At 45.3% G+C, this 14602-nt stretch carries 12 protein-coding genes; 6 read left to right on the top strand and 6 right to left on the bottom strand.

Annotation, left to right across the window (positions count from 1 at the left end; genetic code table 11):
* Positions 1-184: 184 nt before the first annotated feature.
* The 3 genes from FKN05_RS13660 (at position 185) to pfkA (ending at position 3074) form a co-directional block, all read left to right on the top strand.
* The gene (locus FKN05_RS13660; RefSeq protein WP_099610283.1) at positions 185-721 is read left to right on the top strand and encodes a CpxP family protein; all 537 of its coding nucleotides are present in this window, start codon (positions 185-187) and stop codon (positions 719-721) included.
* Between the two features lie 222 nt (positions 722-943).
* A complete protein-coding gene (fieF, locus tag FKN05_RS13655) occupies positions 944-1852 on the top strand; it encodes a CDF family cation-efflux transporter FieF (RefSeq protein WP_161428380.1) in 909 nt (302 codons plus the stop codon).
* A gap of 259 nt (positions 1853-2111) precedes the next feature.
* On the top strand, positions 2112-3074 hold the full coding sequence (gene pfkA / locus FKN05_RS13650) for a 6-phosphofructokinase (protein WP_099610265.1): 963 nt from the start codon (positions 2112-2114) through the stop codon (positions 3072-3074).
* 79 nt (positions 3075-3153) lie between these two features.
* Here pfkA and glpX read toward each other — a convergent pair whose 3' ends face one another.
* Entirely contained in the window at positions 3154-4161 is a 1008-nt protein-coding gene (glpX, locus tag FKN05_RS13645) for a class II fructose-bisphosphatase (protein ID WP_099610266.1), read from the bottom strand.
* Positions 4162-4472: 311 nt separating this feature from the next.
* On the opposite strand from glpX, the gene zapB reads away from it, so the two are divergent.
* Entirely contained in the window at positions 4473-4715 is a 243-nt protein-coding gene (gene zapB, locus FKN05_RS13640; protein WP_099610267.1) for a cell division protein ZapB, read from the top strand.
* 86 nt (positions 4716-4801) lie between these two features.
* Here the strand turns inward: zapB and metF are convergent, their stop codons facing one another.
* The 3 genes from metF to FKN05_RS13625 all read right to left on the bottom strand — a co-directional run bounded on the left by metF (position 4802) and on the right by FKN05_RS13625 (position 9554).
* On the bottom strand, positions 4802-5686 hold the full coding sequence (gene metF / locus FKN05_RS13635) for a methylenetetrahydrofolate reductase (protein ID WP_161428382.1): 885 nt from the start codon (positions 5684-5686) through the stop codon (positions 4802-4804).
* A gap of 296 nt (positions 5687-5982) precedes the next feature.
* Positions 5983-8394 (bottom strand): bifunctional aspartate kinase/homoserine dehydrogenase II, encoded by a 2412-nt coding sequence (gene metL, locus FKN05_RS13630; protein WP_170887783.1) that lies wholly within the window; start codon positions 8392-8394, stop codon positions 5983-5985.
* Positions 8388-9554, bottom strand: coding sequence for an O-succinylhomoserine (thiol)-lyase (locus FKN05_RS13625; protein WP_170887782.1), 1167 nt, complete (start codon positions 9552-9554; stop codon positions 8388-8390). Before FKN05_RS13625 ends, metL begins: the two co-directional genes overlap by 7 nt.
* A 244-nt stretch (positions 9555-9798) precedes the next feature.
* Here FKN05_RS13625 and metJ point away from each other — a divergent pair, with 244 nt between their 5' ends.
* Positions 9799-10116 carry a met regulon transcriptional regulator MetJ gene (metJ, locus tag FKN05_RS13620; protein ID WP_078927113.1) on the top strand — a complete coding sequence of 106 codons (318 nt, stop codon included), beginning with the start codon at positions 9799-9801 and terminating at the stop codon, positions 10114-10116.
* A gap of 84 nt (positions 10117-10200) precedes the next feature.
* Here metJ and FKN05_RS13615 read toward each other — a convergent pair whose 3' ends face one another.
* Positions 10201-11475, bottom strand: coding sequence for a malic enzyme-like NAD(P)-binding protein (locus tag FKN05_RS13615; protein WP_099610271.1), 1275 nt, complete (start codon positions 11473-11475; stop codon positions 10201-10203).
* Between the two features lie 276 nt (positions 11476-11751).
* The gene (gene rpmE / locus FKN05_RS13610) at positions 11752-11970 is read right to left on the bottom strand and encodes a 50S ribosomal protein L31 (RefSeq protein WP_078927111.1); all 219 of its coding nucleotides are present in this window, start codon (positions 11968-11970) and stop codon (positions 11752-11754) included.
* Between the two features lie 243 nt (positions 11971-12213).
* Here rpmE and priA point away from each other — a divergent pair, with 243 nt between their 5' ends.
* Positions 12214-14415 (top strand): primosomal protein N', encoded by a 2202-nt coding sequence (gene priA / locus FKN05_RS13605; RefSeq protein ID WP_099610272.1) that lies wholly within the window; start codon positions 12214-12216, stop codon positions 14413-14415.
* The last annotated feature ends 187 nt before the right edge of the window (positions 14416-14602 follow it).

The raw sequence follows: 14602 nt of genomic DNA, 5'->3' as shown, positions 1-14602 counted from the left end.
CTGTGAAAGTAAACAAAGCAGCAGCAGAGAGTTTACTCTTTACGATTCTTTACTCACGCTAAACACCACTTTACTTACCAGAGCCTATGATCAAGTTAAGCACTGCGTAGGCAGATTTTCTTATCGTACCAGACTTTAGTTATCGCAGAAGCTGGGCGGTAACCTTCATAGAGAGGACATGATGATGAATATGACAAAAAAATGGGTGTTGACGGCAATGGTCTTACCTTTAACTCTGGGTTCTGCGAGTGTTTTCGCATATGGCGGTGGTAAAGGAAAACCGAATCACGATGGTCTGTGTGGCATGCACCATGAGCGTACGATGGCGAGAGAACTTCAGTTAACGCCAGAGCAGCAAAGTCAAATAAACGCTCTGCGTGAGCAACATCGTCAAATCATGCAAGAAAAGCGTACATCTGGCCCTCGTGATGCAATGCGTTCGTTACGTGAGCAAGAGCGTCAATTGATGCTTGCCGCTGATTTTGATCAAGCTGCGGCAACTGAATTGGCAAAACAGATGGTCGATATACACATAGAGCATCGGGTCGATAGGATGAAAAATCGCCACCAGATGATGAGTATTCTTACGGATGAGCAGAAAGACAAATTACAAACATTACAGCAAACATGCATGGATGAAAACTGGCAGCAAAATCCAAGAGCAAACAATGATCGGCCTCGCGGACATCATGATGGTTCAAGAGGTAAGGGGCGTTTTTAATTACGCTTAACACTGACTTGACGGCAACAAAAGCAGCGCTGAATGTGCTGCTTTTGGTTTTTGTAGCGTTCAATGACGCTTTATGGTTGCTGGTATTCTTCTTGGGTTTTTTGTCTGTTATGTGCCTTATTACTGAGCATGAAATCTGCCGCTGATCGCCCCTTCATGTGTATAATTAATTCTTTGTCTCTTATATCTCTCGTAACGTAACGGTGATCGGTAATGAAAAAGGAATATGCGCGTCTAGTCACACTTGCTGCTTGGACGGCAACCTTGGTTGCTAGTTTTTTATTGCTAGTGAAAATAGCCGCTTGGTGGGTGACAGGCTCGGTGAGTTTATTGGCGTCAGTGGTTGATTCGTTATTGGACATTGCCGCTTCCGTCGTTAATTTAATCGTGGTTCGTTATGCCTTACAACCGGCCGATCGGGAGCATACTTTTGGTCACGGTAAGGCTGAGTCCTTGGCGGCTTTAGCGCAAGCGATGTTTATCTCTGGCTCCGCCTGTTTCTTAATTTTGAACGGTGTTGAGCGTTTTTTCCGGCCGCATGAATTACAGTCGCCTGAATACGGTATTTATGTCAGTGTGTTCGCCATGCTCGTTACCTTTGCTTTAGTGATGTTTCAGCGCTACGTGGTGAAAAAAACCGCCAGCCAAGCGATTGCCGCCGATTCACTGCATTACCAAACCGATCTCTATATGAACGCGGCCATTATTGTGGCATTAGGTTTAAGCTGGTTTGGTTTCAAACAAGCGGATGCTATTTTTGCTATTGGCATCGGTATTTACATTCTTTACAGTGCCTTTCATATGGCGTATCAGGCGGTACAAACGTTATTGGATAGAAAGTTACCTGATGAAGAATTAGCCCAGATTCAAGCTGTTTCATTGTCGGTAGACGGGGTGCTGGGCGTGCATCAATTACGCACGCGAATGGCCGGGCCGATTCGCTTCATTCAGTTACATCTTGAGTTGGAAGATCAAATTCCATTGATTGAGGCGCATCATATTTCCGATCAAGTTGAAGATAAATTGTGCCAAACGTTTCCCGGTGCAGATGTCTTGATCCATCAGGATCCTTATTCCGTCGTATTTGGGGCGGAGAAAAAACAAAAACATCATGCTTGGTAAGGAAAGATGAGTTGAGTTTGACTATCTTTTACCCAATACAACTAAAAAACGTGATCCTGATATGAATCAACAAAGCTATCGGGTAAAGCTGTAATACTCTTACAGAAGTAGTAAAGTTACAAAATACGCTCAAATAACAGTAGTATTCCTGCTTGGGCAAGGTAACATAACAGATAATTTAAACAGATTTTGTTGCTCTTTTTCGTTAGTGAGCAACGTTAAAAATGAGTATTAAATTCTCAAAAAATCGAGGGTGAGCATGATTAAGAATATCGGTGTTTTGACAAGTGGTGGTGATGCACCAGGCATGAATGCTGCAATTCGCGGCGTTGTCCGTACCGCATTAGGTGCTGGCTTAGGTGTTTATGGTATTTATGATGGCTATTTGGGTTTATACCAAGATAATATCAAACAACTAGACCGCTACAGTGTTTCTGACGTGATCAATAAAGGGGGAACCTTTCTTGGATCGGCTCGTTTCCCTGAATTTCGTGATGAAGAAGTGCGTAAAAAGGCGATTGAGAACTTAAAGAAACATAACATCGATGCTCTTGTGGTAATCGGTGGTGACGGCTCTTACATGGGAGCCAAAAAACTGACTGAAATGGGTTTCCCTTGTGTCGGTGTACCGGGCACGATCGATAACGATATTGCCGGAACCGATTACACCATTGGTTACCTTTCTGCGATTAACACCGTTATTGATGCGATTGATCGCCTGCGTGATACCTCCTCTTCTCACCAGCGTATCTCAATTGTAGAAATCATGGGCCGTCACTGTGGTGATCTGACGCTGATGTCTGCGATTGCCGGTGGCTGTGAGTATGTGATTACGCCTGAAACTGGTTTGGATATGGAGCAATTGATTTCTAATATTCAAGATGGAATATCTAAAGGCAAAAAGCATGCAATCATTGCATTGACTGAGCTCATGACCGATGCCAGCCAGTTGGCAAAAGAAATTGAAAAAGCAACCGGACGTGAAACTCGGGCAACGGTTTTGGGCCATATTCAACGTGGCGGGCGACCAACCGCATTTGACCGTATTTTAGCTTCTCGTATGGGGAACTACGCGGTGCATCTCTTACTAGAAGGTTACGGTGGCCGTTGTGTCGGTATCCAAAAAGAAGAGTTGGTTCACCATGACATCATTGAAGCGATTGAAACGATGAAACGCCCTGTGCGTCAAGATCTATTCAAAGTCGCAGAAGAGCTATTTTAAGTTCTCGCTTGATTTGTGATGACTTAAAAAAGACCGCTTAGGCGGTCTTTTTTTATCGGAGTGAGTTAACGCCATTCGGTTATAAAATAATTTCTCGCACTTCAGGATCTTTGCGTTCTAAATAGTGGGTGGATTTAATTCGACGAATCGTACGACAGCGGCCACGAATCAATAGTGTTTCAGTGGTGGCTATATTGCCTTGGCGAGTGATGCCTTCTAGTAGATCCCCTTTAGTGATGCCGGTGGCGGAAAAAATCACATTATCACTGCGTGCCATCTCTTCTAGGGCGAGAACTTTATTGGCTTCTACCCCCATTGCTTGGCAGCGAGCCAGTTCTTTCGCACCCCAAATGCGGTTATCTTCTGTTTCTCCTTTCACTTGATGACGTGGTAAAAGGCGACCTTGCATATCGCCATCTAAAGCACGGATCGCTGCAGCAGAGACAACGCCCTCAGGAGCCCCTCCGATACAGTACATGGCATCAACTTCGCTGTCTGGCATGCAGGTAAGGATAGAGGCAGCAACATCACCATCGGGAACGGCAAAGACGCGCACCCCCATTTGCTGCATTTCGTTGATCACTTGATCATGGCGAGGTTTTGCTAAAGTAATCACGGTGAGTTGATTGAGTGGTTTATTTAAGACGCTAGCAATATTGGTCAGGTTTTCAACTAATGGCTTAGTTAAATCAATACAGCCTTTAGCGCCAGGGCCAACCACTAATTTTTCCATATACATATCAGGGGCTTTTAAAAAGCTATCTTTTTCTCCGACCGCAAGTACGGCTAAAGCGTTGGATTGTCCCATCGCCGTCATACGGGTCCCTTCGATAGGATCGACCGCGATATCCACTTCATCGCCACCTAACCCGACTTTCTCACCGATATAGAGCATTGGGGCTTCGTCAATTTCGCCCTCTCCAATAACGATTTCACCTTTAATGTCGACTTTATTTAATAACGTTCGCATGACTTCAACGGCAGCGCCATCAGCGCTATTTTTATCACCACGGCCAAGCCATTTATAACCAGCTAATGCCGCACCTTCAGTTACTCGAGAAAAGGCCATTGCTAAATCGCGTTTCATGATCACTCCAAGCTGAGATTTGAAAGAGGGAAAAATGTGCGCGGATTTTAGCACACTAATAAGAAAACGTTTGCTATTTACTAAGCTTGGGAGTTGCAGTGGATCAAAATCAGGTATAAAAACCCGTATTTAGCCTGCTTTTTTATCAGAGAAAAGTAGCAATGTGAGTCTCAAGTAAAATTATGAGTTTTTTTTAGCCAAATGATGAGTTAGATCGAATATAGTGAGTGTTTCTCTGCGCTCGGCTGAGTAGAATGGAGCGATAAAGTGAAGATTGTTCACTCAACTGAATCAATGAAAGGGTAAGTAGCATGTCTTTTGAAGTACTAGAACAGCTAGAAGCAAAAATTCAAACGGCGGTTGATACAATCGCTTTACTGCAAATGGAAGTCGAAGAGCTGAAAGAAGAAAAACAGCAGCTAGTGACTGAGGTGCATGAGCTAAAATCCAGCCGCGAAGCACTAGAGCAGAAAGCACAACAAATGGAACAAGAACACACACAGTGGCAAGAGCGTATTCGCAGCTTGTTGGGTAAAATGGAAGAGGTTGAGTAAGGATACTGCCGTTAGCGGTTACATGCTCAATCAATAAAAAAACACGTCGACTTGAATCGGCGTGTTTTTTTATCACTCGCCATTTTTTAGCGAGGTCTTACCCCTAGGGTATGACAGAGTGCATAAGTCATCTCGGCACGATTGAGAGTATAAAAATGGAAATCTTTCACGCCTTCACGGCTCAGGATGCGGATCATATCGATCGCTTGGCTCGCGCCGACCAGTTGACGAGTCACGGGATCGTCATCCAAACCATCAAACTGTTTTGCCATCCATTGCGGGACTTTGACATGATTTTGCGCAGCAAAGCGAGAGGCTTGCTTGAAATTAGAAACGGGTAAAATACCTGGGACAATTTCCACATCAATGCCGGCGGCGACACAGCGATCACGAAAGCGTAAATAACTTTCCACATCGAAGAAGAACTGAGTAATGGCTCGATTTGCTCCGGCTTCGACTTTACGTTTTAGGTTAAGGAGATCGGCTTGAGCACTTTTGGCTTCAGGATGAACTTCTGGAAAAGCGGCCACCGAAATATCAAAGTCATGGCGAGATTTTAGCAAAGCCACTAAATCAGCGGCATACATCTCTGGTTTACCGCCACCGAGAGGAATGTCACCTCGTAGTGCAACGATACTTTGAATACCGTTGTGCCAATAGTCATCAGCGATGGTGATTAATTCATCGCGGCTGGCATCAATACAGGTTAAGTGTGGTGCGGCAATCAGCCCTGTTTGTTCTTTAATGGCTTTAATAATCGAATGAGTCCGGTCACGTTCGCCAGAATTGGCACCATAAGTGACAGAAACAAATTTAGGGTTAAGATTTTTTAGCCGATGCACCGAATTCCACAATGTTTCTTCCATTTTGGGAGTGCTGGGTGGGAAAAATTCAAAAGAGACATTAATATCTGAAACTTCAGAAATGCTTTGATTTAGAGCATCGATATGACTTGCGTGTGTGTATCCCATTTTTCTCTCCCTGCGGCGAATACTTAACCTAAGTATTATTTACGTATAGACGTCCATATGTCTGTAGCATCTCTTGAATGGTTTTTAATGTCAACATTCATCATATGAAGTTTTTTCATCTTCAAGGTGAAGGGATTTCAAGTCTCAGCGACTTGTGAATCGATCATATTGTGAGGCTAATGTAAGATAATTTAGCCTACTATGATCGGGCTGTCGTCGCTTTTATAATCACTCTGGTTTGATACAAAAAAGCTCACCACGATGGGTGAGCTGAAAACGTAGATAGGCGAGCCGTGTCAGAGTAATCGGGCCAGTAAATTGATATCGGATTGAATGGCTCCCGCGGTGACGTCCCGCCCAGCTCCTGGACCACGAATGACCAATGGGTTATCTCGATACCACTGACTTTCAATCGCAAAAATGTTGTCACAAGGGCGTAGATTTGCCAAAGGATGTTCTTGATCTAAGGCTTCAACACCCACGGTCGCTTTGCCACTTTTCTCTAACCTAGCCACATAACGTAACACTTTGTCTTCTCGCTGAGCGCGAGTGAGACGCTCTGCTAAATTTAGATTCAATTGCTGGCTTTGATCGAGAAAGTCGTCCAAGGATAGTCGTTGTAAGTTTTCCGGTACCAGTGATTCTACTTTGACTTGTTGTGGTTCAAGGTTGAGTCCTGATTCGCGCGCTAAAATAACCAATTTACGCATTACGTCTGAGCCGTCCAGATCATGTCGAGGATCAGGTTCTGTTAAGCCTTGCTGCCAAGCGAGGTCAACTAATTCATTGAATGGAATGGTGCCGTCATACTGTTGAAATAACCAAGAAAGGGTACCGGAGAATATCCCTGAGAGTGCGGTGATTTCATCCCCACTTTCCCGCAGATCCCGTACGGTATGGTTGATAGGCAAGCCTGCGCCGACGGTTGCATTATAAAGCCAGTGGCGACCAATTTTGCTAAAGGCTTCTTTGACTTGCTGGTAGTATTCACTACTAGCGGACCCCGCGACTTTATTAGCTGAGATGAGATGCAGCCCTTGCTGAGCAATCTCTAAATATCGATAAGCAAGTTCTTCACTAGCGGTGACATCGAGCACGATCACGTCATCATAGCCAGATAATCGACCTAACTGCGTTAACCACGTTTGTCCATCATTAGGTTGAGCTTCATCTTGATAATCATCATCGACTTTACGGGCATCTATTCCTTGTTCATTAAACCAATAGGTTTGGCTATCAATGACGGCGACTAGTTCGAAATTCATGCCGTAGCGTTTTTCCAGTGCGGTTTTTTGTTTTGTAAATAGCTTTAACCAGCTCGATCCTATATTGCCTTTACCGCATAGTGCAATCGCAACGCGTTTCTGAGCTTGGAATAGTTGATTATGTAGTTCAATCACACGTTGATTTAGCGGGGTGTGGCGTAGTATTGCGACTAAGCTAAGTTCTGATTCGGCAGGGCAGATAAATTCGACCGGTGCATTTTTAAGTTGTTGATAAAATGCAAAGTTGTGTTGAGCATTACGGGTCACACCCGCGCCAACCGCAGCCAATAAGCAATACCCCTCTTTGAGTTTACTTTCTGCCGCGAGAGCGGAATCTTGTAAATAGGTGAACACTTCACTGGCGACTTCACGAGTATAGGCAAGGCGAAGTTGCTGCTGGTCGGCTTGAATTTCAAAGGCAAGAGGTTCGAGTTGAGCGCGCTGTAGGCGTGATTGAATATCTTGTTGTAGACGTTGAAAGTCTTGTCCTGATGGTAATGACAACTCAATCAGTAATACATCATCTAATGAGGTTATAATTTTTGCGCCGCGTCCAGACGCTAAAATACGTTCAATGCGTGTCGAGCCTGATTCAGGTTGATGAGTACAACGTAAATATAAATCCATGGTGCTTTGTGCAACCGGCTGTAAGGTTCGGCTATGTAAAACGGGCGCTGCTAGTCGTGCCAATTCATTGGCTTCATCCAAACGCAGTAATGGTAACAAACAAGCATTGTCCACGATTCGAGGATCGGCGCTATATACGCCTGCGACATCGCTCCAAATGGTCACGCGGGAAACGCCAGCTAAAGCACCAATGACCGTTGCGGAGTAATCGGAACCATTTCGCCCCAGCAGTACCGTTTCACCTTGATGATTACGTGCCATAAACCCAGTAATCACGATTCGTTGCTGTGTCTGTTGTATTAATGCTTCTTTTAGCAAGGGGTAGGAGCGTGCACGGTCGACTTCTGGCTGTGGGCCGTTTTCTGCTCGCAAAAAATCGCGTGCATCCAGAGCTACCGCTGGAAGCTGTTGATCATTGAGTAAAGCAGCCAGCAAGCGTGCAGACCACACTTCACCATGGCCAAGTACGGCAGCGCGCTCAGCACTAGACAGTGGCGTAGGCAATTCACTGAGTGCTGAACACTCATCATTGAGTTTTTCTAGTAATATGGCGGCCCTATTATCGGGTAATAGGGCTTCAATCAGTTGACTTTGGTATTGACGTAATGACTGTAATAATTCATGAGCGATACGGCCATCGGTTGCTCGTTGTTCTAAAAAAGCGATGAGGTGATTGGTCGTTTTTCCTGCCGCGGAGACGACAATCAGATCTTCTGCTTGTGAATAGGTTTTCAGAATCCCGATCACTTTTTGGTAGCAAGCGGCATCGGCGAGGCTACTTCCTCCAAATTTATGCAGTTGTCTCTCCATTAACAGCTCTCCTGTACTTTTTTAAAGGCTTGATCGAGATCCGCAATTAAGTCTGTCACCTCTTCTAGGCCAACGGATAAACGTAATAATTGTTCTGAAACGCCCGCTTTTGCTAACGCCTCTTCTCCCATTGCGCGATGGGTCATGGAGGCAGGATGACAGACTAAACTTTCGACCCCGCCTAATGATTCAGCTAACGAGAAAAGAGCAAGGTGACCGACAAAAGCTTTGAGTTGAGCAAATGAGCCTGCAAAATCAAAACTGAGCATTGAACCAAAACCAGTTTGTTGCTGTTTAGCGATAGTATGGCCAGGGTGAGAGGTTAAACTGGGATGATAAATGGTGGCCACTAAAGGCTGACTTTGTAGATAAGTTAAAATACGTTGCGCACTTTCTTCATGTCCACGCATTCTGGTTGCTAAAGTACGTAGCCCCCTAAGTGTCATGTAACTATCAAACGGGGTACCGGTAGAACCGAGGCAGTTACCCCACCATGCTAGCTCTTCTGCATGCGGGCTGGTTTTACTGATAATAGCACCACCAATCACATCAGAATGACCATTCAGATACTTGGTGGTGGAGTGAATGACAAAATCAGCCCCTAAGGTTAGTGGTTTTTGATAAATCGGTGTAAGAAAAGTATTGTCGACGGCAATCAGTGTGCCCACGGCTTTGGCTTGTTGACAAATATCGGCAATGTCAACCACGCGAACGAGTGGATTTGATGGTGTTTCGATGAGTAGCAGTTTAGGTTTTAGAGCGAACGCATCCGCTAAAGCTTGCGGATCGGATTGGTCGATAAATAGCACCTTGAAATCCCCTTTTTTCGCTCTGGAGTTGAGCAGTCGATAGGTGCCGCCATAGCAATCATGGGGTGCAATGATCCACTCTTTAGGGGTTAGAAAGGTGGAGATCCACAGGTTAATGGCGGAGGTTCCACAGTTGGTCACAATGGCCCCTTCTCCCCCTTCTAATTCAGATAAGGCCTGTTCAAGTAGCCCTCGGTTTGGGTTACCCGAGCGTGTATAGTCATAGGTGGGGACTTCACCAAAAGCAGGAAATCCATAGTTAGTTGATAAATAAATGGGGGGAACAACAGCATGGTATTGAGTATCTGATTCAATACCGGTTCGAGCGGCAATGGTGGCTGACTGACGAGTGGTCATAACGATTTCCTTTCCTGATGATCGTCCGATATTGGAATGAATAGGTTCATTCACACAACCTATCATCACACTGATGACGATAAATAACGCTATTTGATCTTTTAGATAAGTTGACACTTTACTCATCACTAATTGAGACGTCAACACTTCTAGATGTCTATATGTCTTTGCTTATGGCGGTAAATCCCGCTAAAATTAGGGTCTTTGATTATTTAGATTCGAATTCAAACAACGAAGGTGCGCAATGGCAGACTGGAATGGCGAGTATATTAGCCCATATGCTGAGCATGGAAAAAAAAGTGAACAGGTAAAAAAAATTACGGTATCAATTCCACTAAAGGTATTGAAAGTCCTCACTGATGAACGTACTCGACGTCAAATCAATAACTTGCGTCATGCAACTAACAGTGAATTGTTGTGTGAAGCTTTTTTGCATGCCTACACAGGTCAGCCGCTGCCTACTGATGAAGACTTGCGAAAAGATCGTCCAGATGATATTCCCACTGAAGCTAAAGCATTAATGACCGCGATGGGGATTGAATTTGAAGCCTATGACGAATAAACCAGTCACAATAAAAAACCTAGCAGCGCTAGGTTTTTTATTGTAGTCAGAAGATCCAGTTCAGTTTTCGTCTTGCAGATAGTTTTAGTCTTGCATATAGTTTTCTGGCATTGCGATGCGGGCCACACCGGAATCGATGGCGGCTTGTGCAACGGCTCTTGCTACGCGAGACAATAAACGTGGATCCATGGGTTTAGGAATGATGTATTCAGCACCAAAGCTGAGTTTTTTGACTCCCGCCGCTTGTAGGACTGCGTCTGGTACAGGTTCTTTGGCTAATTGACGAATGGCCTCCACAGCCGCTAATTTCATCTCATCATTAATCTCGCTGGCTCGTACATCCAGTGCACCTCGGAAAATGAACGGGAAGCAGAGTACGTTATTCACTTGGTTTGGATAATCACTGCGGCCGGTACCCATGATCAAATCATCGCGAACTTGATGGGCTAATTGCGGTTTAATTTCTGGATCTGGGTTAGAACAAGCAAAGATGACGGGGTTGTCTGCCATTAATTTTAATGCTTCAGGTGGCAGTAAATTCGGGCCAGATACGCCAAGGAATAAATCGGCACCCGCAATCACATCTTCCAGAGTCCGTTTATCAGTGTTGTTGGCAAATAAGGCTTTATATTGATTGAGATCGTCTCGGCGAGTATGAATCACTCCTTTGCGATCCAACATATAAATTTTTTCACGCATCGCACCACATTTAATCAGTAGCTCCATACAAGCAACAGCCGCTGCGCCAGCCCCTAAGCAGACAATGATGCAATCTTTGAGTTGTTTCCCTTGCAGTTCAATGGCATTGAGCATGCCTGCTGCGGTCACAATCGCGGTTCCGTGTTGATCATCATGAAATACGGGCACGTCACAGCGTTCGATTAGGCGACGTTCGATTTCAAAGCAGTCTGGTGCTTTAATATCTTCTAAGTTGATGCCACCAAAAGAGTCGGCGATATTGGCGACAGTATCGACAAATTCATCAATGGTGCGGTGTTTGACTTCAATATCAATCGAATCAAGATTAGCAAAACGCTTAAACAGGAGCGCTTTCCCTTCCATAACCGGTTTGGAAGCCATTGGGCCAAGGTTTCCTAATCCTAAGATGGCGGTGCCATTCGAAATGACGGCAACCATATTGCCTTTCCCGGTGTATTTGTAGACATTGTCAGCATTCTGTGCAATTTCACGGACAGGTTCAGCAACACCTGGACTGTAAGCCAGCGCAAGATCGGCAGCCGAATCGGCTGGCTTAGTTAAAGCAATCGCAATTTTTCCCGGCGTTGGGAACGCGTGATAATCAAGGGCGCTTTGGCGAAATGCGTCTTCTGGAGAAAGGTCTTGCTGGTCTTCTGACATAGGGAGGTTCTCTTATGGTTTTGTTAACGAACGACTCATTCTAAAGGATGTCAGACAAACTGCCTAGGTAGGATTGTGCTTAAACCGAGCAAAGCTGGTTTGATTTAATCTGATAAGACCAGCTTACCCGCTATATTCGTTGTGGTATCTGGCAATCGGTGGCGGCGGAAAGGGAGCCCATGGCATAAGAAACCGCGCTACAAAACAAACAAAAAGGACGCCGTAGCGTCCTTGGGTAATCTTTGCTTAAAGTCGCGATTACTTTTTGCTTGGCGATTACTTTTTGCTTGATAGTGCGCCAAAACGTTTGTTAAAGCGATCAACACGGCCACCAGTATCAACGATACGTTGTTTACCAGTATAGAATGGGTGGCATTTGTCACAAACGTCAAGATAGATGCTTTCTTTACCAAGAGTTGATTGGAAAGTGAAAGCGTTGCCGCAAGAGCAAGTTGCGCTAACTTCTTTATATTCTGGGTGGATACCAGCTTTCATGGGATAACCTCAAATGTAGGCCGTGTCGCTATCCGAATCATTGCCGGACACCACACGTAATGTTAATGATACTGTTCAGATGCCAGTAAGATACTACGCATCTTTAAGGCGCGATATAGTAATGAATCCTCGCTACAGGATCAACAGGTTTCGACGCTATTTTCACCACTTTTGTTAGTCGAATTTCTTAGCATCATCCAGTAGACTGTGCTTTCTGCTCCTTTTTGACGGCTGACGATAGTTATGCGCCCAACCATTGCTCGTGTTGCTTTACCTGTTCCTCTTGATAAGCAATTTGACTATTTGATTCCCTCTCACCTGTTCCCATTAATTGGAGGGCGAGTGTTGGTGCCTTTTCGGCGACAAACGCTAGTGGGCGTGGTCACGGCCTTGGTGTCAGAGTCTGATTTTCCACTCACGCAGTTAAAATCGATTCAATCAGTATTGGATACTCAACCATTGTGGCCAGATAAACTGTACACATTACTTCAGTGGTGCAGTCAGTTTTACCAATACCCGCTTGGCGAAACGTTAGCCAATGCTTTACCGAGTGCTTTACGTAAAGGCAAGGTGGCCGAGTTTGCAGTGAGTAAAGAGTGGTGCTTGACTGAGCTGGGACGAAACCAACTTATGCAGGGGTTTGGACGAGCGATCAAGCAAGCACAAGTGATCAAGTTATTGCAAGCGGGCCCGTTATCTCATCAAAGGTTGCTGGATGAAGGCGTCATCAGTAGTACGCTCAATGCCCTTCGCGACAAGCAGTGGATTGATGTGAAAGAGCAAGCGCCATACGTTGAGCCTTGGCCTGAACACATTGAAGCTAAGGTGGATAAACCGCAAGTCAATCAAGAGCAGGCGATCGCCATTGCCACCGTGAATAGCCAAAGCGGTTTTGCTTGCTATCTGTTGCAAGGCGTGACGGGATCGGGCAAAACGGAAGTCTATCTTAATTTGATTAAACCGGTTTTGGAGCAGGGTAAGCAAGCGTTGGTTCTTGTCCCTGAAATCGGGTTAACACCACAAACGATTCAGCGTTTTCGGGAGCGGTTTACCGTTCCTGTGGTGGTTATCCACTCTGGGTTAAATGAAACTGAGCGTTTGAATGCCTGGTTGGCGGCACGAGATAAGGTGGCTGGGATCATCATTGGTACGCGTTCAGCGTTGCTGACTCCCTTTGCTGATCTGGGCATTATTATTGTCGATGAAGAGCATGATAGCTCTTATAAACAACAAGATAGCTTACGTTACCATGCGCGAGATGTTGCTGTGATGCGAGCAAATCTTGAGCAAGTAGCGATTGTGTTAGGTAGTGCGACTCCCGCATTAGAAACCTTGCATAATGCATTAATTGGTAAATATCACCATTTACAATTAACTCAGCGGGCAGGCGTGGCACTGCCGACGAAAAACCGAGTGCTGGACATTAAGGGAGAGTATCTCGAAAGTGGCTTATCTGCGCCTTTGATTGCCGAAATGCGTCGTCATTTAGCGCAAGGGAGTCAGGTGCTGTTGTTTTTGAATCGGCGAGGTTATTCTCCGGCACTTATGTGTCATGAGTGTGGTTGGATTGCCGACTGTCAGCGTTGCGATGCTTATTATACTTATCATCAAAACAGTAACGAAATTCGTTGTCACCATTGTGGTTCACAACGGGCTGTTATTCAACATTGCCAGCATTGTGGTTCTACGCAGCTGGTCACGGTTGGGGTAGGAACCGAGCAACTAGAGCAACAACTTGCTCACCTTTTTCCTGACTATCGAACCATTCGTATTGATCGAGACAGCACGCGTCGCAAAGGCAGTTTAGAATCAGCCTTAACGGCTATTCGTGATAATCGGTATCAGATTTTGATTGGCACTCAGATGTTGGCGAAAGGTCATCACTTCCCCAATGTCACCTTAGTCGCCTTACTGGATGTTGATGGCTCGCTATACAGTAGTGATTTTCGGGCCGCCGAGCGTTTAGCGCAGTTGTTTATCCAAGTTGCCGGCCGGGCTGGGCGTGCTAGTAAACCAGGAGAGGTGGTTTTACAGACGCATCATCCAGAGCATCGTTTATTACAAGCTTTACTACACAAAGGGTATGATGATTTTGCGCATACCGCATTAGCTGAGCGGCAGGTAGCACAACTGCCTCCTTACACCTATTTAACGTTATTTCGTGCAGAGGCTAATCAATCGGCGCGGGTGGAAACCTTTTTAAGGCAAGTGCGTGAAACGTTACAAGTTCATCCTCTTTTTGCACAAGGGGCGGTGGTGTTGGGGCCAACGCCAGCACCACTGGCCAAGCGAGCGGGCAAATATCGCTGGCAACTTTTGCTGCAAGCTCCAACGCGTAGCGTTATGCAACGTCTATTGACCAGCGCCAAATCAGCTATTCAGTCATTACCCTTAGCCAGTAAAGTACGTTGGAGCATGGATATTGAGCCTCAAGATTTAAGTTGACCAATGTGACGCGTACCGTGGTGAAGAAGAAACTGAAAACTCTTTGTTCGTGATAGCGGTCACACTTACAATGCAAATTTTGTTAATTAAGCCGTAACTTTCTCTACAGAAAACAATACACTATCAACACGATAGCGTCAGTGAATCGTTTTCGTTCAGTGCACTAAAGCTGAATTAATCAGCTTGT

Origin of the sequence: Vibrio sp. 1-1(7) (assembly GCF_013048485.1) — a bacterium.
In the GTDB taxonomy this organism is placed as follows: Bacteria; Pseudomonadota; Gammaproteobacteria; order Enterobacterales; family Vibrionaceae; genus Vibrio; species Vibrio fujianensis.
This window is presented reverse-complemented; position numbering and strand designations above follow the sequence as displayed.